Here is a 20,542-nt window from a genome sequence, read left to right as displayed (position 1 = left end):
CGTACGGGTGGGGGGATGGTTCACAGGACGGAGTCGAGCCAGCGGAAGACCTCGTCCTGGAGGGGGTCGGTGAAGACGTGGCCGAGCTCCGGCCATGTCTTCAGCCGCAAGCGCTCCTCGGCGTGGCGGGATCGCCAGACGGCGCGCAGCTTGTCGTGGGCGACGCGCACGCCGTCCGCGGGGAACAGCGGGTCGAGCCCGCCGTTGAGGAAGAGCATCGGCCTGGGGGCGGCGATGCTCGCCACGTCGGGGATGTCGAGGTGCCGGGCGAGGCCGGGGTGGAGCATGTGGAACGACGACTGCCCGCGCAGCGTGTTGTTGCCGGGCACCATCATCTCCTTCAGGCCGGTCATCCAGCACACGCACGCGGCGGCCGCGACGTGGTCGCTGAGGGCGGCGGTCTGCCAGGCGCGGTAGGCGCCCATGGAGAATCCGACGGCCGCGACCCGCCGGGCGTCCACCCGGTCGAGCCCCGCCAGGAAGGCGGCGGCCCGTTGGTCCTCCCGGGCCATGAGCCCGGCGACCGAGGAGCCGAGGTGGTAGAAGTTCGAGGCCAGGGCCTGTTGTTGGTCGTAGGCGAGGGGGCCGCGGTCGCCCCAGCCGAGGGCGTCCAGGCAGAGCACGACATAGCCGCGCCGGGCCAGTTCGTCCCCGACGAAGCGCCCGCTGAAGTACTTCTCCGCCCACGCCCGGGCGGAGGCGAGGCGCGTGTCGTCGTACCAGGGCCGGACGAGCTTCTCCTTGCCGATGTCGAACCTCGCGCCGTGGTCGTGCAGGAGCAGCACGGCGGGGAACGGCCCGGGGCCGTGCGGGGTGAGCAGGGCGCCGCGGACCCGTTCGTAGCGGGTGAGGGAGACGGTCACCAACTCCCGGGTATATCCCTCGCCTTGAGAGCGGCCGCCGAACTCGGGGGCGTACGGCGTCCCGTCCTGCCGCTCGACGAGGAGGTGTTCCTCGACGGTGGCCCGGGCGGCACGCCGCCAGGCGCGGAAGTCGCGGATCGGGGACCGGCCCCAGGCGAGCGGGAAGGTCAGGGCGTTCTTCAGCGCCGGGTGGAAGTCGGGCAGCGGGCCGTCCACGACCGCCGCCTCCGCCCCGCTCACCGCTCCCCCGCCCAGCAGCGCGGTCCCCGCCCCGACCACGAACGTGCGTCGTCCCAGGGCTTCATGGGCGTCCATGGGGCCTCCCGGCTCCGGCGTGCCGAGTCACGTACCGCTCGACCGCCGCCGGGGAGGTCAGGGCACGGTGGTCGTAGACGTCGGCCGGGTCCCAGCCGACGTCGTTCCCGAGACCCAGAGCGCTCGCCACGGCGTCGAGCCGGGCGGGCCGGCCGTTGAACCAGGAGCCGGTGTCGTGGAACTCCGCGCCCCCGTAGGCGGCGACGGCGAGCGGCGGCTCCGCGCCGGGATAGCGGAAGACGTTGCGCTCGGAGAAGATCGCCGACTCGACGCCGACGCCCAGGGCGTAGAGCGGCGCCCGGCCCCGGTGGACGTTGTTGACGACGTGCACCTGCCCGAAGCGGACCCGGGGGGCGCGCTGCACGATGTCGCTGAACAGGTTGCGGGCGAAGGTCACCTTGAGGTGCCCGCGGTCACGGTCGCCGCGCCCGTCGCCCGACCCGATGAGGATCGCCTTGTCGTGGTTCTCGAAGCGGCTGTCGGAGACGGTGACGAAGTCGGAGCCGTCCTCGATGTCCAGCAGCCCGTCGTGCCGCTGCACGCGCTCGCCGTGGAAGCCGAGGGGTGCCTCGCGGTCGGGGAAGCGACCGTCGGTGAAGGTGCAGTTCTCGATCCGGATGTGCCTGCCCGTGATCACGGTCATGGCGTCGAAGCGGGCGTTCCAGTTGCCGTGGGTGCCGTCGTCCGGGGACCAACTGGTGAAGTGGTCGACGGGTGCTTCGAGGTGAAGGTTCCGCACGATGATGTTGCTGCCGGTGTTGACGGTCAGGAACACCCCGAGCAGCCGGGCGTCGCGGCCGGCGCCGACGAGCGTGGTGTTGCTCGGCACGGTGAGCTGGATCTGCGCCTTCTCCTGGTTCGACCCGGTCTGCCGCAGCTGCCGCTGCCGCTTGCAGTGGTCGAAGCGGGTGTCGGACCAGACGGCGCCGTCTTCGCCGAAGCAGGACATGTACTTGGCGAGGTCGTATCCGGGCGCGTAGTCCTGCTCGCCGAGCAGGGAACCGTCGTCGCTCTCATGGCCGTTGATGTCGCCCGCGACCCGGATCACCTTGGGCGCGGTCGGGTCGCCGTCGTTCGCGAGGGCGCCCTTGAGCTCGGCGCGCGTGTGCACGGTCCAGGTCCGCCCGCCCGCCCCGCCGGTCGTGCCGGGGCCGGTGGAGGCCCAGCCGGTGGGGGCGCGGTCGGCGGCGGTGGCCGGGGCGGCCGTCCAGAGCAGGCACAGTCCGAGGAGGAGCGCGGCGGCCCTACGCATACGGCCGCCAGTCGCCGAGGTAGGTCTCCCTGGTGTGCGACCGGGCCTGCGCGTGGCTCAGCAGGGGCCGGTTCCCGGGCACCTGGACCGCCGCCCCCGGCCCCGTGTTCCGGTACTCGGCGAACCGCATGCTCTGCCACGGGTAGGCGTCCCGCATGTTCGTGTACGGGGCCACCGCGTCGATGCCGGGCCCGATCCGGGTCCCCCGCACGACCAGCGACGGCCATGCCGTGGTCTCGTACGACGGCACCCAGGGCCGGGCCAGTTTGTACGCCGCGTCCTCGGCGCCGGAGGTGATCCGGCAGCGCACGGCGAGGATGCCGTGCGGATTGGCCCGGGCCGTGGAGGGGGCGAAGACCATCCCCTTGGGCGTGAAGTCCACGTCCCGCGCCAGCGTGCGGAAGTGGCAGTGCTCGAACACCGCCGTGGCGCGCCCGAAGACGAAGTCCACGTCGCCCTCGATGTAGCAGTCGCGGAAGTACTGCCGGTCGAAGGTGTCCAGGGCGCCGGTCTCGACGAAGAGGGTGTCCTGGTGGGCCAGGAGCCGCACGTTCTCGAAGCGGGTCCGGTCGCCGTACGTGTACGCCGCCACGGCCTGCGTCCCCGTGATCTCGGGGTGGTCGGCGCGCAGCCAGTCGTTGGCCAGGGTCAGATCGCGGACGGTCAGCCCGGGAGCCGCCGAGGTGAAGGTGGCGGAACCGGCGGTGCCGTAGGTGCCCGAACCGTCCGGCCTGGGCGTGCCGTTTGCGTTGTCGTAGATGATGACGGTGTCGCGTGGGTCCCCGGTCGCACCCCTGAGGGTCAGTCCGGCCTTGGCGGCCGGGACGCTGACGACCTCGCGGTACGTCCCCGGGTGCACGACGACGATCCATCCCGGGCCGCTCACCGCGTCGACGGCGGCCTGGACGGAGTCGCCGGGGCGAACGTGCAGGACGCGCCGGCCCGCCGAGGCGAGGGCGGGTGCGGTGCCCGCGGCGACCAGCCCGGCGGTGATTCCGGTGAGGAGGGTGCGCCGGTGCACTCAGCACACCTCCTTCCACGGCTCCCAGTCGCCGAGCCAGGCGGCGCGGGTCGCGGACCGGGCCTGCCGCGGGGTGAGCTGGGGCCGGTTGGCAAGGACGGTGACGGCGGCGCCCGGCCCGGTGTTGCGGTACTCGGCGAAGCGCTGGGCCTGCCACGGGTACGCGTCCGACATGTTCGCGTAGGGCGCGAGCGCGTCGATGCCCGGGCCGAGCCGGGTGTCCCGCACGGTGAGCATGGGGCGGGCGGTGGTGTCGGAGCTGGGCACCCAGGGCCGGGCCAGCTTGTAGTAGCCGTCGGGTGCCTCGCTGCTGACGCGGCTGCGCGTCACCAGGTAGCCGAGCGGATTGGCCCCCGCGGTCGACGGCGCGAAGACGAAACCGTAGGGGGCGCCGGCCAGGTCGGTCCGGGACAGGGTCCGGAAGTGGCACTGCTCGAAGACGGCGGTCGCCCGTCCGAAGACGAAGTCGACGTCGCCCTCGGCGTAGCAGTGGCTGAAGTACTGGCGGGCGAAGGTGCCGAGGGCCATGGAGTCGGCGTACAGGGTGTCCTGGTGGCCGAGGAACCGGCAGTGGTGGAAGGCCGAGCGGTCGCCCTGGACCTTGAGGGCGACGGCCTGGGTGCCGGTGATGTCGGGGTGGTCGGCGCGCAGCCAGTCGTTGGCGAAGGTGATCCAGCGGGCGCCGAAGCCGTCGGCCTGGACGGTGGTGGTGGCGGAGCCGGTCGTGCCGTGGGTGCCGCCGCCCGGCTTGGGCGTCCCGGCCGCGTTGCCGTACACGACCACGACGTCACGGGGGTCCTCGCTCGCCCCGATCCAGGTCATGGCGGTGCGGGTGCGGTCGACGGCCACCGTCTCCCGGTAGGTGCCGGGGGCGATGACGAGGGTGTGCCCGGTTCCGTTCGCCGCGGCGACCGCGTCCCGGACGGTGGTGACGTCACCGGCGCCGCCCGGATGGACGTACAGCGTCCCGGGCGTCAGGCGCGCGGCCGGTGAGCCGTACCGGCCGAACGGGCGGGGGCGGCCGGCGGCCCGCGCGGGGGCCGGGGCCGCGCCGAGCGCGGCGCCCGCTCCGGCGCTCACCGTCAGGAATCGTCTTCTGGACAGGGGCATGCGGCTGCTCCTTCGATGTCGCTGCGGGAGGAGCCGGGGCGGGCGCACCCCGGGGTGGGGGTGCGGTGCGGGCCGCCCCGGCCGGTGTCCGGGGGTGTCAGCAGATCCGGCCCGCGCCGGCCTGCCGGTCGACGATCTGCGGCACGGCCTTCGGTGAGTCCACCTTCGTGCGCAGGGTCGGCTTCCAGCCCGCGCCGGACTTGAGGATCTCGCCGGGGATCTCCGCGTTGTGCACGGCGATGAGATCGGTCCGCTTGCCGTTGACGTAGTTGTTCTCGGCGGTGAGCGGCGCCTCGTTCCACTTCTTCAGGGTCTTGCCGGCGCCGACCCCGGCGGGCAGCGAGAAGGCGTTGTCCGTGGCGTGGAGCTGCGAGGAGGCGCCGATGCCGAAGGTGTAGGCGTACGGCTGGTCCGTGGTGACCACGAAGTGGTTGTTGTACGCGTCGACCTGCCCGAACCGCACGCGCGGGGCCCGCTCGACGATGCCCTCGAAGCGGTTGTGGTGCAGGGTGACCTTGAGTTTGCCCGTGTCGTCGGCGCCGGCGCCGTCGCTGTTGCCGATCAGCATGGTCTTGTCGTGGTCCTCGAAGGAGTTCCAGGACACCGTCACGTGGTTGGCGCCGCGCACGACGTCGAGCAGGCCGTCGTGCTGCTGGTAGACCTTGCCGAAGTAGGTCGGCAGGCTGCTGTCGGGGTAGCGGCCGTCGGTGAGGGTGTTGTGGTCGATCCACACATGGGTGGATCCGTACACCACCATGCCGTCGTACTCGGAGTTCCAGGCGCCGGTCTTGTTGTCGTCGGTCGGGTCCCACTGGGGGAAGCAGTCGATCGGGGCCTCGAAGGCGAGGTTGCGGACGATGACGTTGTCCACGCCCTTGATCTGCAGGCTGCCGCCTCGGATCCCGGCGCCCTTCCCCACACCGACGATGGTGGTGTTGGCGGGCACGTTCGCCTTGATGGTCTTGTCCTGTGCGGCGGCCGACGCGGCCCGCAGGTCCTCCTGCTCGCCACTGACCGGCTTGTCGTGGCCCCAGACGGCGGGGTCGTAGGCGGCGAGGTACTTCTGGAGGTCGTACCCGGCGGCCGCGAACGCGTCGCAGCCCTCGGACACGGCGTCGATCACGCCCCTGACCTTGATGATCTTCGGTGCGGACCCGCCGTCCTTCAGGGCGGCGCGGAACTGCTCCCAGGTGGTGACCGTGTAGACGTGCGCGGCGTCCGCCTGGGAGCCGCCCGTGGTCCCGGAGCCGTAGGAGGCCCATCCGTCGTTCGCCGCGAGGGTCTGGCGGGCGACGTCCCGGGGCTGGGCCTGCGCGCCGGTGCCGCTCAGGGACAGCACGAGCGCGGTGCAGCCGATGAGCACGGCCGCTCTCGCGATGACATGATCATGACACTTCTGAACGTTCATGGTGCGGCTCTCTTCCTTCTTCGTCAGGGGTGGCACGCCGGACTACGGCCAGGTGATCCAGGACTCGGGAATCCGCTCGTCCAGCCGCCGCACATCACGCGGCCCGAGCACCCGGGTCCGCAGCAGCTCCCGCGCCACGAGCCGGGCCACCTCGATGGCCCCCGGCGGATTGAAGTGCGTGTTGTCCTGCTCGGTGGCGGTCCAGTTGAAGTACTTCTTGGTCTCCTCGACCCCGAGCCGCTGCCACAGGGCGAGCGACAGCGCCTGGACGTCGAGCAGCGGGACCCGCTCCTCGGCGGCGAGCGCCCGCATGGCCGCCGGGTACTCCCCGTGCGTCGGCAGGGCCTTGCCGGCGGCGTCGAAGCGCCGCCGCTCCACGGAGGTCGCCAGCACCGGCCGCGCCCCACGCGCCCGGGCCCCGTCCAGGTACATCCGCAGATACTGCTGATACGTCGACCAGGGCTCGGTGTACCGGGTGGGATCCTCCGCCTTCTCGTCGTTGTGCGCGAACTGGACGAGCAGGAAGTCCCCGGGCCGGAGGGCGGACAGAATCACCTTCAACCGCCCCTCGTCGACGAAGCTCTTGGAACTCCGCCCGTTCACGGCATGGTTGGAGACAGCGACCCGGGATGCCTGCAGAAAGAACGGAGTCGCCATTCCCCACCCGGTCTCGGGCGCGGCGTCCTTGTACTTCTGCGCGGCGGTGGAATCACCGGCGATGTAGAGAGTGGGAGTACGACGAGCACCGGCGTGAGCGGTGCCGGCGGCGCCGAGCGCCAGCGGAACAGTGGCTGCGGCAACAGCAACCTGTCTACGACTCAGAGACACGCGGAGTCCCTTTCAAAGGGGAGTGTTTTCCTACCTCAAGGGGCGCGGGGAACTGCGCGACCAGCCAGGGACGGCCCGCAGCCTGCAACCCACAGACCGTCCCACGGCGATACTCAGCAGGAATCAGCCCTTCTGCTGATTCCATTCCTCCTGCGCGGCATTCAGCTGCTCGGCCATCGTGTCCAGGAATTCCTTCGCACTCATCTTCCCGAGCAGCACCTTCTGGAAGTTCGGCTCGTTGTCGGCCTTGGAGATCGTGTTCCAGTCCGGCAGGTAATACGGCAGCTGCACGATCGTCGTCGACCCGTCCGACAACGCGTCAGCGGCCAGCTTCGTCGGTTCGGCCTTCGAGATCCACGCGTCCTTCGCCGCGTCCGTGTTCGACGGCACCTGCCCCGCCGCCTCGTTGAACTTCGAGTTCTCCGCCTTGGACGTGGCGAACTCGATGAACTTCCAGGCCGCGTCCTTGTTCTTGCCGCTCTTGAACAGCCCCAGCCCGTCGACCGGGTTGGACACCTGCACCCGCTTGCCGCCGGCGCCGACCGGCTGCGGAATGCCCCGGAACTTCTCGATCCCGAGCGCCTTCACATGGTCCTGGTACGACCCCAGGTTGTGGTTCAGCATCCCGATCGTGCCGGAGTCCCACTGCGCGACCATCTTCGTGAAGTCGTTGTTGAGGTCGGCGGCCGGAGTGACCTTCTTGTACAGCGCCGCGTACTTCTCCAGCGCCGCCACGTTCTTGGGGTCGTTGACCGTGGTCTTCTCACCACTGGAGTCCCAGAACGACGTGATGCCGGACTGCCCGTACATGGCGTCCAGCGCCTGGGCGATGGAACCCGCGCCACCGCGAATGGTGTAACCGAACTCGTTCTTGCCCGAGTTCGTCAGTTTCTCGGCGGCCTCGTAGAACCGCTCCCACGTCGTCGGCTCCTCGAGCCCCGCCTTCTTGAACAGATCGGTGCGGTAGTACAGCACACCGTTGTTCGCGGAGGTCGGGATCGAGTACAGCTTGTCGTCCCCGCCACCGGCCGCCTTCAGCGACTCGACCATGTCCTTGTTGAGCTTGCCGCTCAACGACGACGAGCCGAGCCGCTCGTCCAGCGGTTCCAGCGCGCCCTGCGCGGCGAACCCGGCGAGCATCGCCGCGCCCACGCCGCCGACGTCCGGCAGGCCGCCGCCCTGGAGGGCGGTGTCGACCTTGGACTGGTACTCGGTCGAGGCGATCCCGACGTACTCGACCTTGATGTCGGGGTTGGCCTTCTCGAAGTCGGCGATGATCTCCTTCCAGATCTCGGTGCGGACACCGCCGTTGTTGTCCCAGAAGACGATCTTGCCCTTGCCGCTTCCGTCGGCGCCCTTGTCGCCGCCCGCCCCGCTGCCGTCGTCGCCGCAGGCGGTCGCGGTCAGCGCGAGCACGGCCCCCAGGGCCACGGCGGCCGAGGTGCGGCGGCGCCCGCCTCTGCTGCCGGTGTGATTGCTGATCTTCATTGGTCGGCTCTCTTCTTCTGGATCCAGCGGAACTTGAGGGTGTGGGGGTGGTCAGCGGTGGGTGTGCGGCGCCCAGCCGTCGGCGCCCGCCAGATAGGCGGTGACGGTGTGGGCGCGCGCGTCCCGGTCGCTCATCTGCGGGCGGTCCGGGGTGACCGACGCGCCCGGGCCGTAGGTGCGGTACTCGGTGAACCGCGCGTCCTTCCACGAGAACCCGCTCATGTCGGTCCACGGTGAGGACTTGATCGCGGCGGGCAGCCGGGTGTCCCGGATCAGCACCTGGGCGACCGCGTCCGGCTCGCCGCCGGGGTGCCAGGGCCGCCCCAGGTGGTAGGTCCCGGCGGGGGCGTCACTGACGATCTCCGACCTGGTGATCAGGAACCCGTACGGGTTGCCCTTCCACGTCGAAGCCGCGGTGATGTAGCCGTTGTTGGAGTCCGAGCCACGGCTCAGGGCCCGGATCACCGACCGTTCGATCACCGTCGTGGCCCGTCCGTAGACGAAGTCGACGTCGCCCTCGATGTAGGAGTCGCGGACGTAGACCCGGCTGACGGTGGTCAGTTTGGGGCTGTCGGTCATCAGGGTGTCCTGGTTGCCGAGGAACGCGGTGTCCTCGAAGACGATCCGGTCGCCGGTCGTCTTCATGGCCAGAGCCTGCTCGCCCTTCAGCTCGTGCGCGGCCTCGTCGAAGTCGTTGCTGAAGGTGAGGTTGCGCGCGGTGACGTCGTTCGCGGCGATCCGGACGGTGGCGCTGCCCGTCGAACCCCCGTACTCGGCGGGCGTGTCGAAGACGATGACGGTGTCGGAGCGGTCCCGTCCGGTGCCGCGCAGCACGAGGTCCGGCTTGCTCGCGGGGATGAACACCTTCTCGCGGTAGGTGCCCGGCGCGACGGCGATCGTCAGCGGGGTGTCGTTGCCGTCGGGCACGGCGTCCACGGCGGCCTGCACGGTCGGGTAGTCGGCCGGTACGTGCAGCTCGACCGGGCCGCCGATCCGCTTCTGCGGCCCGGAGAACCGCTTCACCAGCGCGGGCACGGCTGCGGCCGGGTCGAGCCGGTAGGCGTAGAACGTGCGCGGGTCGAACGCCGTGCCCCAGGCGTCGTGCCGGCCCGTCGTGTTGCGCAGGACCGACCCGCGCTGCACCAGCTCGGCCGTCGCGTCGGCCTGGTAGGGGTGTTGGACGCCGTCGTAGAAGCTGTTCTCGATGACCATCTTCGTCCGGCCGCGCGACCAGTTGCCGTACGTCCAGACCGGGTCGCCGTCGGACAGCTGCGCGGACAGGTAGTTGTTGTAGAGGTGCGCGTAGGCGCAGTTGTCGGCGGACGGGTTGCGCTGCTTGGTGCCCCGGAACCAGTTGTGGTCGACGGTGATCTGCGTCTTGACGTTCGGGGTCCAGCCGATGCCGAAGGTCTTGTTGTTGTCCGTGAACCGGTTGTAGGAGACGGTGACGTACTCGCTGTCCTTGCGGATGTCGAGCTGTCCGTCGCAGATCCGCGAGAACCGTATGTGGTCGATCCACACGTGGTGGGCGGTGTCCAGGCGGATGCCGTCGTAGTCGGTGTCCTTGCAGTCCCAGTTGCCCTCGATGGCGGTGTCGCGGATGGTGAGGTTGCGGATGACGACGTTGTGCGTGCCGGGGTCGAGGGTGAAGCCGCCGTGCACGATCTCGGCCGTGTCGCTCACGCCGATGATCGTCTTGTCGGAGGCCACGGGTATCTCCGTGCCGAAGGGCTCCATCTCCACGGCGCCCTTGACGCGGATGACGTACGGCTCCTCGGCCGCCGCGTACTTCGCCAGGGCGGCCTGGTCGGTGACGGTGACGACCTTGCCGCCCGCCCCGCCGGTGGTGCCGCCGGCGAGGGAGGCGAAGCCGTGCGGCCGGTCGGTCCAGCGGTCCGCGGCCGGGCCGGACCGCGGTGCCGGAGCGGCCCGGGCGTCCCCGATCGCGCCGAGGCCCAGCGCGGCGACCAGGGCGAGCACGGCGGCCGCGGTCCTGCCGTGCCCCGGTCTCGACAAGCGCTTGCTACGGAAGTGCGTCATTGCGGCTCCCCACAGGCGTACGACGAAGGTGCGTTACGAGGCGCTGATCCTGAACCGGGTGAAGGCCGCCGTACCGGCGTGCCCCTGACCGGCGGGCGCGAGGGCGAAGAGGCCGAGCAGGGCGCCGACCCAGCGCCACGGGGTGGCGGTGAAGACGGGGCCGGACGGACGGAATCCCTCGCCGTCGCCGACGTCCGCCGAGAAGCGGCACCGTGCCCCCGCGCCGATCTCGATCCGCAGCCGGGCCCGGCCCTCGGGAGCGATGCGGGGGTGAGCGGCGTCGCGCTCCCTCTCCGCGACGGCCTCGGCGAACCGGTGCACGAGGTGGACGGTGCCGTCCGTGCCCCGCTGGAGGCCGATCCAGCCGAACGCGTCCCCGAGGACCGCGAGCCCGGCCCGGGCCCCGGGCTCGTCGCTGTCGAGGCGCAGCTCCACCTCGGCGGCGCAGGGTGCGCCGGGCAGCCGTTGGGTCAGCACATGGGGCAGTTTGCGCAGGTCGTGGGCGTCTGCCGAGCGGACGCAGGTGAGCCGCAGCCCGTCCCCGGAGTGCTGGGTGGCCCAGCCGTCGCCCGGGTTGGCCGTCCACTGCCACTGGCGGCCGTACCGTCCGCCGGGGAAGTCGTCGTCGGTGGCGGGGGCGGCGGGCGGCTGCGGCGGCAGGGCGGGGCGTCGGTGTTCGGCGACGGGGGCGCCGTCGTCCCCGAGCACCGGCCAGTAGTCCGGGCCCCAGCGTATGGGCTGCAGGTGGACGACCCGGCCGTAGGCGCCGCGCTGCTGGAAGTGCAGGAACCAGTCCTCGCCGGAGGGGGTGCGCACCCAGCCGCCCTGGTGGGGGCCGTTGACGTCGGTGTCCTTCTGCTCCAGGACGATCCTCTCCTCGTACGGCCCGAAGAAGCCTCGCGAGCGGAAGGCGCCCTGCCAGCCGGTCTCCACGCCGCCGGCGGGGGCGAGGATCCAGAACCAGCCGTCGTGGCGGTAGAGCTTGGGGCCTTCGAGGGTGAACCAGCCGGGTATGCGGTCCCCGTCGACGATGACCTTGCCCTCGTCGAGGAGGCCGGTGCCGTCGGGGCGCATCCGGTGGCCGGTGAGGCGGTTCTTGACGCCGGAGCGAGATTTGGCCCAGGCGTGGACCAGGTAGGCCTCTCCGGTCTCCTCGTCCCACAGGGGGCAGGGGTCGATCAGGCCCTTGCCGGCCTTCAGCAGGTGCGGGCGGGTCCAGGGGCCCCTGATCTGCGGGGCGTTGATCTGGAAGATGCCCTGGTCGGGGTCGCCCCAGAAGATCCAGAAGCGTTCGTCGTGATACCTGAGGGAGGGGGCCCAGACGCCGCAGTCGTGCCGGGGCCGGTCGAACTCGGCCGCCGGTTCGAGGCGTTCGAGGGCGTGGCCGACCAGGGTCCAGTTGACCAGGTCCCGGGAGTGCAGCAGCGGCAGTCCGGGGGCCCGGCCGAAGCTGGAGGCGGTCAGGTAGAAGTCGTCGCCGACGCGGACGACGTCGGGGTCGGACCAGTCGGCGTCGAGGATCGGGTTGCGGTAGGTCTCGGGGGTCACGGCCTCACCGCCACGCGAGGTCTCTGCGGTCACGGGCTCACCGCCTTGCGGACCAGGGACGCCGCGGCGTCCCGGTCGAGTCGGCCGTCGGCGACGACGGTGACCACCCGGCGCACGACCGTCTCGCCCGGCGGGAGCGGTACGCGCTCCTCGTGTGCCAGGGAGGATCCGACGCCCGGGTACTCCTCGGTGCGCACGAACCACGGGTCGCGGCGGGTCTGTTCGGTCGCGCCGGCGAAGACCAGCGTCCAGGTGCCGCCCCGCAGGGCGAGCCAGTCGGCGGGCCGGCCGTGGACCCCGTCCTCCCCGTCGGCCCCGGCCGTGAAGACCTCAGGCGCCGAGGCCTCCTTGCAGGCCCGCCAGAAGAAGCCGCCGTAGGCCGCGCCCGGGCGCCCGTTGGTCGCGGGGCTGCCGATCGACAGGGGGCCCTTGGTGACATTGGTGAGGGAGAAGGTGAGGTCCAGCGCCCAGGCCTGGTCGGCGAGTTCGGTGGCGGCGACCGTACGGCGCTCGCGCAGCAGCTCGCCCCCCGCGGCCACCCAGCGCAGCTCCTCCACGAAGCCGTCGGGGTCGCGCAGCTGGAAGGCGATGTGCCGCTGCGAGCCGTGGTTGTCGAGCTCGGTCGGGCCCTGGTCGCGGACGTAGGTGCGCCCGCCCCAGAAGTTGAACCCCTCGACGTCGGGAACGGCGACACCGACGCCGAGGTGGTGTGCGTGATCGGCCGGGGCGAGTTCGGTCACGGCCGTGCCGGCCAGGGTGGTGACGGGGTGCAGGTAGGGGCGCGGGGAGAGCCGGGCGGGCAGTTCGGGCCGGGTGACGTACCGGCCGACCGGCCGGCCCGCGACGCGCAGGACCGTGGTGTCGTTGCTGGTCATCGGGTGCTCACCTCGTTCGACAGGTGCTCCGCGGACAGGGCCCAGGGGGCGCCGAGCTCGGAGTAGAGGGAGAGGGTGTCGGCGGCGGCCGCGACGAGTCCGTCGATGCCGGGCACCACCCTGCGGTTCTCGCCGGGGATCCGGTGCCAGGCGGTGTCCGGCAGCGGCGCCGGGTCGGGGGCGGTGCGGATGGCCTCCACGACCTTCATGAAGGCGCCGGTCTCGTCCGGCGGGACCAGCAGGTCCGCGCCGGTGGTGAGGTGGTCGACGAGGTTCTCCAGCAGGTCGGTGCGGCCGTGCTCGGACTCCTGCGGGCCGTGCCCCGCGCGCTGGAGCAGCACCCGGTCCTGCTTGTACCAGAAGGTGATCCGGCCGCTGTCGCCGTGGACGAGGACGTACGGCTCGTCCGCCTCCTCGGCGCACAGCGTCGCGGCGACGGTCACCGGGTGGCCCTGCGTGGTGGTGACGCGGACGCAGGAGGTGTCGTCGGACTCGATGGCGTTGGCGCGCAGTAGCTGGGTCTCGATGCCGGTGACGTGCTCGGCGCGGGTGCTGCCGCCGAGGGCGAGGGCGGTGGCGACGGCGTGGGCGAGGGGGTTGGTCAGGGCCCCGTCGATCACGTCGACGCCGTTCAGCCGCCGCTTGCCCGCCCAGGGCGCGCGCCGGAAGTAGTCCTCGTCGCGGACCCAGGCACCGGCGCCGCCGAGCCCGACCAGTTTCCCGATCGCGCCCTGCTCGATCAGCTCGCGGACGGCGGGCAGGGCGTGCGAGCCCAGCGACTGGAAGCCGATCTGGCAGACGACTCCGGCCGCGGCGACCCCGTCGGCCATCCGGCGGAACTCGGCGTAGGAGGGGGCGGGCGGCTTCTCCAGGAGGAGGTGCACCCCCCGCTCGGCCGCCGTGAGGGCGAGGTCGGTGTGGGTCGGGATCGGGGTGCAGATCACCGCGACCCGGGCGCCGGTGGCGTCCAGCAGGGCGCCGAAGTCGGCGGACTGCTCGGGAGCGCCCAGGTCGCCCAGTTCCTCCTCGGTCAGCGGTGTCAGCTCGCAGATCCCGACGAGCCGGACGATGCCCTTGTGCTGCAGGCGGCGGATGTTCTCGACGTGCCAGCGGCCGTGACCGCGGGCCCCGGCGAGGACGACGGGCAGGGGCGTACGCAGGGGTTCGCTCATGGAGTCGATCATGCGACCGGTCATGGGATCCTCCCCGCACCCGCGCCGCGGGCCACCGCCCGGTCGGCCGCGCGGGCGCTGTCGATCGGGCCGTGCAGGGTGGGCGTCCAGCCGACGTCGGCCGTCAGATCGCGCTCGCTGCCCGAGTTGTAGGCGTTGTGGATCGCGAGCAGGTCGACCGGGAAGCCGTTGAAGAGCGTGCCGCTCTGGTGCAGGGCGCTGCCGTTCCAGCTCTTGACCAGGTCGGCGACCTCCACGTGGCCGGGCGCGTGGAAGGCGTTGTTCTCGGCGTGGATCCTGGACTCGGTGGAGACGCCGAGCGAGTAGCGGAAATCGTCGCCGGTGATGTCGTAGCGGTTGTTGTAGACGTGGACCTGGCCGAAGCGGACGCGTGGGGCGCGCTGGACGACGGACTCGAAGGCGTTGTGGTGCAGGGTGACGCGGAGCCTGCCCCGGTCGCTGGTCGCCGTGTCGCTGTTGCCGATCAGCATCGCCTTGTCGTGGCCGGCGAAGCGGCTCCAGGAGACGGTGACGAGGTCCGAGCCGCCGGTGATGTCCAGAAGGCCGTCGTGGCGCAGGTAGTTGCGGGCGAAGTGGGTGGGTTCCTTCGCGTCGGGGTGGCCCTTGTCGCTCAGGGTCACGTGGTCCACCCACACATGGGTGGCGCCGGTCAGCCAGATGGTGTCGTAGGCCGTCTTCCAGTCGCCGAGGCCACCGGTGTTGGGCTGCCAGACCGGGAAGCAGTCGTAGGCGTCTCGCACGTCGAGGTTGCGGATGATCACGTTGTCCGCGTTCCTCACCTGGAGGCTCGCGCCCTTCAGGACGGCCGAGTCGCCGAGTCCGACGAGGGTGGTGTTCGAGCCGACGGGCAGCACGATCCGTTCGGCCTGCCGCGCGGCGGATGCCTGGCGGGCCTCCTCCTGGGGGCCGCTGGGCTTGGCGGAGCCCCAGGTGCGGGGGTCGTAGGCGGCGAGGTACTTCTTCAGGGTGTAGCCGCCGGTGGCGTAGTCGGCACAGTCCAGGTGGTCGCCGTCGTCGCCGGTGTTGGCGTCGATCGTCCCGGCGATCTTGATGATCTTCGGGGTGTCGCTGCCGCCGTCGAGGGCGCGGACGAGGCCGGCCCGGTCGGTCACGGTGAAGACGTGGGCGTCGTCGGCGGCGGCACCTCCGGTGGTCCCGGCGCCCTCCGCCGCCCAGCCGTCGTTCGCCGGGAGGGTGTCGCGGCCGATGTCCCGGGCCTCGGCGTGCGCGGGCACGCAGAGCACGCCCAACAGGGAACAGGCGACGGCCAGCTGCCGGAGTCTCATCCCTTCACCGCCCCCGCGCTGAACCCGGTGATCAGCCACTTCTGGATGAAGGCGAACACGATCACCACCGGGACGGCCGCGATGATGCCGCCCGCGGCGAGGGCGCCCAGGTCGACGCTGTCGGCGCTCATCAGGGAGTTGAGGCCGACGGGGATCGTCTGCTTGTCCTGGTTGTTCAGGAACATCAGGGCGAACAGGAAGTGGTTCCAGGAGTGGACGAAGGCGAACGAGCCGACGGCGATCAGACCGGGCCGCAGCAACGGCAGCACCACGATACGAAAAGCCGTCATGCGGTTGCAGCCGTCGACCCAGGCCGCCTCCTCCAGGGAGTACGGCACGTTCTTGATGAAGTTGCTGATCAGGATCATCGACAGCGGCAGCTGGAAGACCGTCTCGGCGAGGATGACGCTGCCGAGCGAGTTGATCATCTGGAGTTCGGCGAAGATCTCGAACAGCGGCACCAGCAGCAGCGCGCCCGGGACGAACTGGGAGCACAGCAGCGCCAGCATGAACGCCCGCTTGACCTTGAAGTCGAACCGGGCGAGGGCGTAGCCGCCGGCCAGCGCGACGAGGGTCGTCATGAGCAGGGTGGCGACGCCGACGAGCACGCTGTTGGTGAAGTAGGTGCCGAAGCTGCGGTCCGTCCAGACCTTCTCGAAGTGGTCGAAGGTCATCGGCCAGGGCACGAGCGAGGTCGAGCCGGCCGGGCGCAGCGAGAAGAGCAGGATCCAGTAGAAGGGGATGAGGGTGAAGATCAGGTAGATGCCCAGGGGCAGGTAGATCTGCCAGCGGGGTGCCTCGTCCCAGGCCCGCTGGCCCTTGGCGGGGCGCGGCGGTTCGGGGGTGGCGGGCACGGGGGCGGGCACCGACTTGGTGGCTTCCTTGACGCTCACTTGCTCTCGCCTCCGAACTTGCTCAGGCGCAGGTAGACCATCGAGCAGAAGAGCAGGATCACGAACGCCACCGTGGTCAGGGCCGACGCGTAGCCGAAGTTGTGGGCGTCGACGGATGTGTTGGCGATGTACAGCGGCAGCGTGGTCGTCTCGCCCGCGGGTCCGCCGCCGGTCAGGGTGTAGAGCAGGTCGACGTTGTTGAACTCCCAGACCGCGCGCAGCAGCGTGGACAGGATGATGGCGTCCTTCAGGTGCGGCAGCGTGATGTGCCAGAACTGCTTGATGCGGCTCGCGCCGTCGACCTCGGCGGCCTCGTACAGGTCCTTGGAGACGGACTGGAGGTCGGCGAGGATGAGGATCGCGAAGAACGGCACCCCGCGCCACAGGTCCGCCACGACCGCCGCCGGGAACACGGTCGAGGTGTCCGACAGCCAGCTCGTCCCGTAGGAGCCGATGCCCATGTCGGCCAGGTAACGGGTGATGCCCGTCTGGGAGTTGTAGAGCAGCACCCAGATCGCGGAGGTCAGCACGCCCGAGACGGCCCACGGGGAGAACACCAGGGCGCGTCCCAGGCCCCGGCCCACGAAGGTCTGGTTGACGATGAGGGCGAGCGCGAGGCCGAACAGCAGTTGGAGGCCGACCTCGACGACGACCCACTTGGCGCTGAAGACCAGCGTGTCCCAGAAGACGGGGTCTTCGGTGAAGGCGTGGACGAAGTTGTCGAAGCCCGCGTAGCCGTTGCGCCACGGCTTGGTGGGGTTGTAGTTCTGCAGGCTGTAGTAGAAGACGCTGATGACCGGGTAGGCGATGAACCCCAGCATCAGCAGGGCGGCCGGCGCGATCAGCAGGTACGGGAGCCTGCGCGGCGTGGCGGAGGCCCGGCGCCGCCGGGGTGGCGCGGGCGGTTTCGCCACGGCTGCGGCTTGGGCCATGACAGGGTCTCCGATCTAGGTACGGTCGTACGGGAAGCGCTTTCTCGATGTGCGGGAGTCCGCCTGGAAGCGCGGTACGGGTGCCTCTTGCGGTGGTGTGGCGAGTGCGGACTCGTTGTGCTCTGTCGCGCCGTTCCCCGCGCCCCTGAGTGGGACCGGTCAACCGGCGTGGGGATCCGGGGCCTTGCCCGGCCTTGCCAGGAACTCGAAGTCGCAGCCGGTGTCGGCCTGGGTGATCTGGTCGTTGTACAGGGCGCCGTAGCCGCGTTCGTAGCGGGTGGGCGGCGGCGTCCAGTCCTTGCGACGGATCTCCAACTCCTCGTCGCTCACGTTGAGTTGGAGGGTCCGGGCCTCGACGTCCAGGGTGATCGAGTCACCGCTGCGGACCAGGGCCAGCGGGCCGCCGACGTACGACTCGGGCGCGATGTGCAGGGCGCACGCGCCGTAGCTCGTGCCGCTCATCCGGGCGTCGGAGATGCGGACCATGTCCCGCACACCCTGCTTGAGCAGGTGGTCGGGGATGGGGAGCATGCCGTACTCGGGCATGCCCGGGCCACCCTTGGGTCCGGAGTTGCGCAGCACCAGGACACTGTCCGCGGTGATCCCCAACTCCGGGTCGTTGATGGTGCGTTGCATGGTCCTGTAGTCGTCGAAGACGACGGCGGGGCCGGTGTGCTTGAGCAGGTGCTGCTCGGCGGCGATGTGCTTGATGACCGCGCCGTCCGGGCAGAGGTTGCCGCGCAGTACGGCGACACCGCCCTCGGCGGCGACCGGGTTCTCGCGGGTGCGGATGACGTCGTCGTCATGGACGACGGCGCTCCCGATCTGCTCCCCCAGGGTGCCGTTGACGGTGGGCCGCTCCAGGTGCAGCAGGTCGGTGATCCGCGAGAGGAAGGCGGGCAGGCCACCGGCGAAGTGGAAGTCCTCCATGAGGTACGTCCGGCCGCCGGGCCGGACGTTGGCGAGCACGGGCACGGTGCGCGCGATGCGGTCGAAGTCGTCGAGGGTGAGCTCGACCTGGCAGCGCCCGGCCATCGCGATCAGGTGGATGACGGCGTTGGTGGAGCCGCCGAGCCCGAGCACCGTGGTGACGGCGTCCTCGAAGGCCTCGCGGGTGAGGATTACGGAGGGCTTCAGCCCCGTCCAGGCCAGCTCCACGGCACGGCGTCCGGAGGCGGCGGCCATCCGCTCGTGCCCGGAGTCGACGGCCGGGATGGAGGAGGCGCCCGGCAGTGTCATACCGAGGGCCTCGGCCGCGGCGGTCATGGTCGACGCGGTCCCCATGGTCATGCAGTGACCGGGTGACCGCGCCAACCCGCCCTGCAGCTCACGCAGTTCGCAGTCGGTCAGGTTGCCGGCGCGGTGCTCGTCCCAGTACTTCCACATGTCGGTGCCGGACCCGAGGGTCTCGCCGCGCCAGTGGCCCGGCAGCATCGGCCCCGCGGGCACGAAGAGGGCCGGCACGTCGGCCGAGGCCGCGCCCATGAGCAGCGCGGGCGTCGACTTGTCGCAGCCACCGAGCAGCACCGCCGCGTCGACCGGGTACGACCGCAGCAGCTCCTCCGTCTCCATCGCGAGCAGGTTGCGGTAGAGCATCGGGGTGGGCTTCTGGTACGTCTCGGAGAGCGTGGCGACCGGGAACTCCAGCGGGAAGCCGCCGGCCTGCCACACCCCCCGCTTGACCGCCTCGGCCCGCTCGCGCAGATGGACGTGGCAGGGGTTGATGTCGGACCAGGTGTTCAGAACGGCGATCACCGGGCGGCCCCGGTACTCCTCCGCCTCGTAGCCGAGCTGGCGCATCCGGGCGTTGTGCGACCAGGTGCGCAGCTGGCCCTCGGCGCCGTACCACTGATGACTCCTGAGGTCCTCGGGGCGCAGTCTGCCGGTCATATCGACCACCCCGCGGCGATCGCGGCGACCTCGGCGCGCTGCTCCTCCCGGAGGGTGCGGCTCGGCGGGCGGACCTCGCGGCGGCACAGCCCGAGGGAGGCGAGGGCCTCCTTGACGACGGTGACGTTGTCGGCGGAGCCGTTCGCGGCGCGCAGTTCCTCGAAGCGGCGGATCTGCTCCCAGACCTTCATCGCGGCCCGGTAGTCACCGGAGCGCAGCGCCTCGATCATGTTCAGGGAGACCGCCGGGGCGACGTTCACCAGCCCCGAGGTGAAGCCGGTGGCACCGGCGGAGAAGTAGGAGGGGGCGTACGGCTCGGCGAGCCCCGCGACCCACACGAACCGCTCCAGACCCGCGTCCCGGGCGAACGCGGCGAACCTGGCCGCGTCGGGCACGGCGTACTTCACGCCGATGACGTTCGGGCAGGCGTCGGCGAGTTCGGCGAGCCGGGCGCCGGTGAGCTGCGCGTTGCGGATGTACGGCACGACGCCCAGCTCGGGCACGGCCTCGGCGATGGCGCGGTGGTAGTCGACCCAGCCGGCCTGCGAGACATAGGGGTGGACGGGCTGGTGGACCATCACCATCCGGGCACCGAGCTCCCGGGCGTGCCGGGCGGAGGCGACGGCGGTCGGGACGTCGTGTCCCACTCCGACCAGGACGACGGCCCGCTCCCCGGCCTCGTCGATCGTCAGCTCCGTGACGAGCCGGCGCTCCTCGGGGGTGAGGGCGTAGAACTCGCCGGTGTTGCCGTTCGGGGTGAGGGTCGTGATGCCGCCGTCGAGCAGGCGGCGCAGCAGGGCCCGGTGGGTGTCCCGCGCGACGGAGCCGTCCTCGGCGAACGGGGTCACCGGGATCGCCACCACGTCGGCCAGGGCCGCCCGCTGGGTCTCGAACGCCGCGCTGCTCATTCCTGACCTTCCTGTTCCAGTGCCGCCTCGGGGAAAGCGCGCTGCACGAAGGACGCGATGTGGGCGTGCAGGGCACGCGCCGCGCCGTCGGCGTCGCCGTCGAGGGCGAGCCGCAGGATCTCCCGGTGCTCGCCGGCCTCCCGCTCCCAGGAAGGGGAGGCGGCCCAGGCCACGGCGGAGACCAGGGCGGCCTGGTCGCGGACCTCGTCGAGCATCCGGCCGAGCAGCGGATTGCCGCACGGCAGGTACAGGGCGCGGTGGAACTCCCGGTTGGCGAGGGAGCGTTCGGCGGTGTCGGTGGCGGCGTCGGCCCGGGTCAGCGCCTCGCGGGCGACGTCCAGGGAGGCCCCGCGCTGCACGGCCCGCTTCAGCGCCTCGGGCTCCAGCAGCAGCCGTACGTCGTAGACCTCGCGCGCCATGTCCGCGTCCACCAGGCGCACGGTGACGCCCTTGTACTGGTTCATCACGACCAGCCCGGTCCCGGCGAGGGTCTTGAGCGCCTCGCGCACCGGGGTCTTCGACACCCCGAACTGCGCGGCGAGCTCGGTCTCCACCAGCGCCTGCCCGGGCGTCAACTGCCCGGTGAGGATGCGGTGTTTGATCCCCTCCAGCACGTACTGCGTGCGGGAGGGGATCGGCGTGGGCACAGAGGTCATGCGCGCCTCTCGGATCTCGCGTCTCGGTGGATCGCG

17 protein-coding genes are annotated in these 20,542 nt (G+C 71.2%); all 17 read right to left on the bottom strand.

The window, feature by feature from the left end:
- Positions 1-20 precede the first annotated feature (20 nt).
- Positions 21-1,178, bottom strand: coding sequence for a dienelactone hydrolase family protein (locus tag IE153_RS13300; RefSeq protein WP_189589911.1), 1,158 nt, complete (start codon positions 1,176-1,178; stop codon positions 21-23).
- Entirely contained in the window at positions 1,165-2,430 is a 1,266-nt protein-coding gene (locus IE153_RS13295) for a pectate lyase family protein (protein ID WP_189589910.1), read from the bottom strand. Before IE153_RS13295 ends, IE153_RS13300 begins: the two co-directional genes overlap by 14 nt.
- Positions 2,423-3,451 carry a pectinesterase family protein gene (locus IE153_RS13290; protein ID WP_189589909.1) on the bottom strand — a complete coding sequence of 343 codons (1,029 nt, stop codon included), beginning with the start codon at positions 3,449-3,451 and terminating at the stop codon, positions 2,423-2,425. Before IE153_RS13290 ends, IE153_RS13295 begins: the two co-directional genes overlap by 8 nt.
- Complete coding sequence (locus tag IE153_RS13285; protein WP_189589908.1) at positions 3,452-4,561, bottom strand: pectinesterase family protein; 1,110 nt, start codon at positions 4,559-4,561, stop codon at positions 3,452-3,454.
- A gap of 97 nt (positions 4,562-4,658) precedes the next feature.
- Positions 4,659-5,969: a pectate lyase family protein gene (locus IE153_RS13280; RefSeq protein ID WP_189589907.1), complete on the bottom strand. Its 1,311-nt coding sequence runs from the start codon at positions 5,967-5,969 to the stop codon at positions 4,659-4,661.
- 42 nt (positions 5,970-6,011) lie between these two features.
- A complete protein-coding gene (locus IE153_RS13275) occupies positions 6,012-6,797 on the bottom strand; it encodes a rhamnogalacturonan acetylesterase (protein ID WP_189589906.1) in 786 nt (261 codons plus the stop codon).
- Positions 6,798-6,920: 123 nt separating this feature from the next.
- A complete protein-coding gene (locus IE153_RS13270; RefSeq protein WP_189589905.1) occupies positions 6,921-8,285 on the bottom strand; it encodes an ABC transporter substrate-binding protein in 1,365 nt (454 codons plus the stop codon).
- A 51-nt stretch (positions 8,286-8,336) separates the two neighbouring features.
- Positions 8,337-10,325 (bottom strand): pectinesterase family protein, encoded by a 1,989-nt coding sequence (locus IE153_RS13265; protein ID WP_189589904.1) that lies wholly within the window; start codon positions 10,323-10,325, stop codon positions 8,337-8,339.
- Positions 10,326-10,358: 33 nt separating this feature from the next.
- Positions 10,359-11,873 (bottom strand): glycoside hydrolase family 43 protein, encoded by a 1,515-nt coding sequence (locus IE153_RS13260; protein WP_189590004.1) that lies wholly within the window; start codon positions 11,871-11,873, stop codon positions 10,359-10,361.
- Between the two features lie 29 nt (positions 11,874-11,902).
- The gene (locus IE153_RS13255; RefSeq protein ID WP_189589903.1) at positions 11,903-12,748 is read right to left on the bottom strand and encodes a DUF6807 domain-containing protein; all 846 of its coding nucleotides are present in this window, start codon (positions 12,746-12,748) and stop codon (positions 11,903-11,905) included.
- Positions 12,745-13,944, bottom strand: a complete 1,200-nt coding sequence (locus IE153_RS13250; protein ID WP_189589902.1) for a Gfo/Idh/MocA family protein — start codon at positions 13,942-13,944, stop codon at positions 12,745-12,747. Before IE153_RS13250 ends, IE153_RS13255 begins: the two co-directional genes overlap by 4 nt.
- Positions 13,941-15,227 (bottom strand): pectate lyase family protein, encoded by a 1,287-nt coding sequence (locus IE153_RS13245; RefSeq protein WP_189589901.1) that lies wholly within the window; start codon positions 15,225-15,227, stop codon positions 13,941-13,943. Before IE153_RS13245 ends, IE153_RS13250 begins: the two co-directional genes overlap by 4 nt.
- A complete protein-coding gene (locus IE153_RS13240) occupies positions 15,224-16,120 on the bottom strand; it encodes a carbohydrate ABC transporter permease (RefSeq protein ID WP_189589900.1) in 897 nt (298 codons plus the stop codon). Before IE153_RS13240 ends, IE153_RS13245 begins: the two co-directional genes overlap by 4 nt.
- Positions 16,117-17,052, bottom strand: coding sequence for a carbohydrate ABC transporter permease (locus tag IE153_RS13235; protein WP_107458689.1), 936 nt, complete (start codon positions 17,050-17,052; stop codon positions 16,117-16,119). The genes IE153_RS13240 and IE153_RS13235 overlap by 4 nt, the downstream gene beginning before the upstream one ends.
- Before the next feature lie 159 nt (positions 17,053-17,211).
- Complete coding sequence (gene araD, locus IE153_RS13230; protein WP_189589899.1) at positions 17,212-18,942, bottom strand: L-arabinonate dehydratase; 1,731 nt, start codon at positions 18,940-18,942, stop codon at positions 17,212-17,214.
- Positions 18,939-19,850, bottom strand: coding sequence for a dihydrodipicolinate synthase family protein (locus IE153_RS13225; protein ID WP_189589898.1), 912 nt, complete (start codon positions 19,848-19,850; stop codon positions 18,939-18,941). The genes araD and IE153_RS13225 overlap by 4 nt, the downstream gene beginning before the upstream one ends.
- Positions 19,847-20,506, bottom strand: a complete 660-nt coding sequence (locus IE153_RS13220) for a GntR family transcriptional regulator (RefSeq protein ID WP_189589897.1) — start codon at positions 20,504-20,506, stop codon at positions 19,847-19,849. The genes IE153_RS13225 and IE153_RS13220 overlap by 4 nt, the downstream gene beginning before the upstream one ends.
- Between the last annotated feature and the right edge of the window lie 36 nt (positions 20,507-20,542).

The organism is Streptomyces massasporeus (assembly GCF_014648995.1).
GTDB lineage: Bacteria > Actinomycetota > Actinomycetes > Streptomycetales > Streptomycetaceae > Streptomyces > Streptomyces massasporeus.
This window is presented reverse-complemented; position numbering and strand designations above follow the sequence as displayed.

Excerpts from the sequence above, each read along its gene's own strand:
- IE153_RS13300 (WP_189589911.1), bottom strand. The coding sequence starts at position 1,178 with ATGGACGCCCATGAAGCCCTGGGACGACGCACGTTCGTGGTCGGGGCG.
- IE153_RS13295 (WP_189589910.1), bottom strand. The coding sequence starts at position 2,430 with ATGCGTAGGGCCGCCGCGCTCCTCCTCGGACTGTGCCTGCTCTGGACG.
- IE153_RS13285 (WP_189589908.1), bottom strand. The coding sequence starts at position 4,561 with ATGCCCCTGTCCAGAAGACGATTCCTGACGGTGAGCGCCGGAGCGGGC.
- IE153_RS13280 (WP_189589907.1), bottom strand. The coding sequence starts at position 5,969 with ATGAACGTTCAGAAGTGTCATGATCATGTCATCGCGAGAGCGGCCGTG.
- IE153_RS13270 (WP_189589905.1), bottom strand. The coding sequence starts at position 8,285 with ATGAAGATCAGCAATCACACCGGCAGCAGAGGCGGGCGCCGCCGCACC.
- IE153_RS13265 (WP_189589904.1), bottom strand. The coding sequence starts at position 10,325 with ATGACGCACTTCCGTAGCAAGCGCTTGTCGAGACCGGGGCACGGCAGG.
- IE153_RS13255 (WP_189589903.1), bottom strand. The coding sequence starts at position 12,748 with ATGACCAGCAACGACACCACGGTCCTGCGCGTCGCGGGCCGGCCGGTC.
- IE153_RS13250 (WP_189589902.1), bottom strand. The coding sequence starts at position 13,944 with ATGACCGGTCGCATGATCGACTCCATGAGCGAACCCCTGCGTACGCCC.
- IE153_RS13245 (WP_189589901.1), bottom strand. The coding sequence starts at position 15,227 with ATGAGACTCCGGCAGCTGGCCGTCGCCTGTTCCCTGTTGGGCGTGCTC.
- IE153_RS13235 (WP_107458689.1), bottom strand. The coding sequence starts at position 17,052 with ATGGCCCAAGCCGCAGCCGTGGCGAAACCGCCCGCGCCACCCCGGCGG.
- araD (WP_189589899.1), bottom strand. The coding sequence starts at position 18,942 with ATGACCGGCAGACTGCGCCCCGAGGACCTCAGGAGTCATCAGTGGTAC.
- IE153_RS13225 (WP_189589898.1), bottom strand. The coding sequence starts at position 19,850 with ATGAGCAGCGCGGCGTTCGAGACCCAGCGGGCGGCCCTGGCCGACGTG.
- IE153_RS13220 (WP_189589897.1), bottom strand. The coding sequence starts at position 20,506 with ATGACCTCTGTGCCCACGCCGATCCCCTCCCGCACGCAGTACGTGCTG.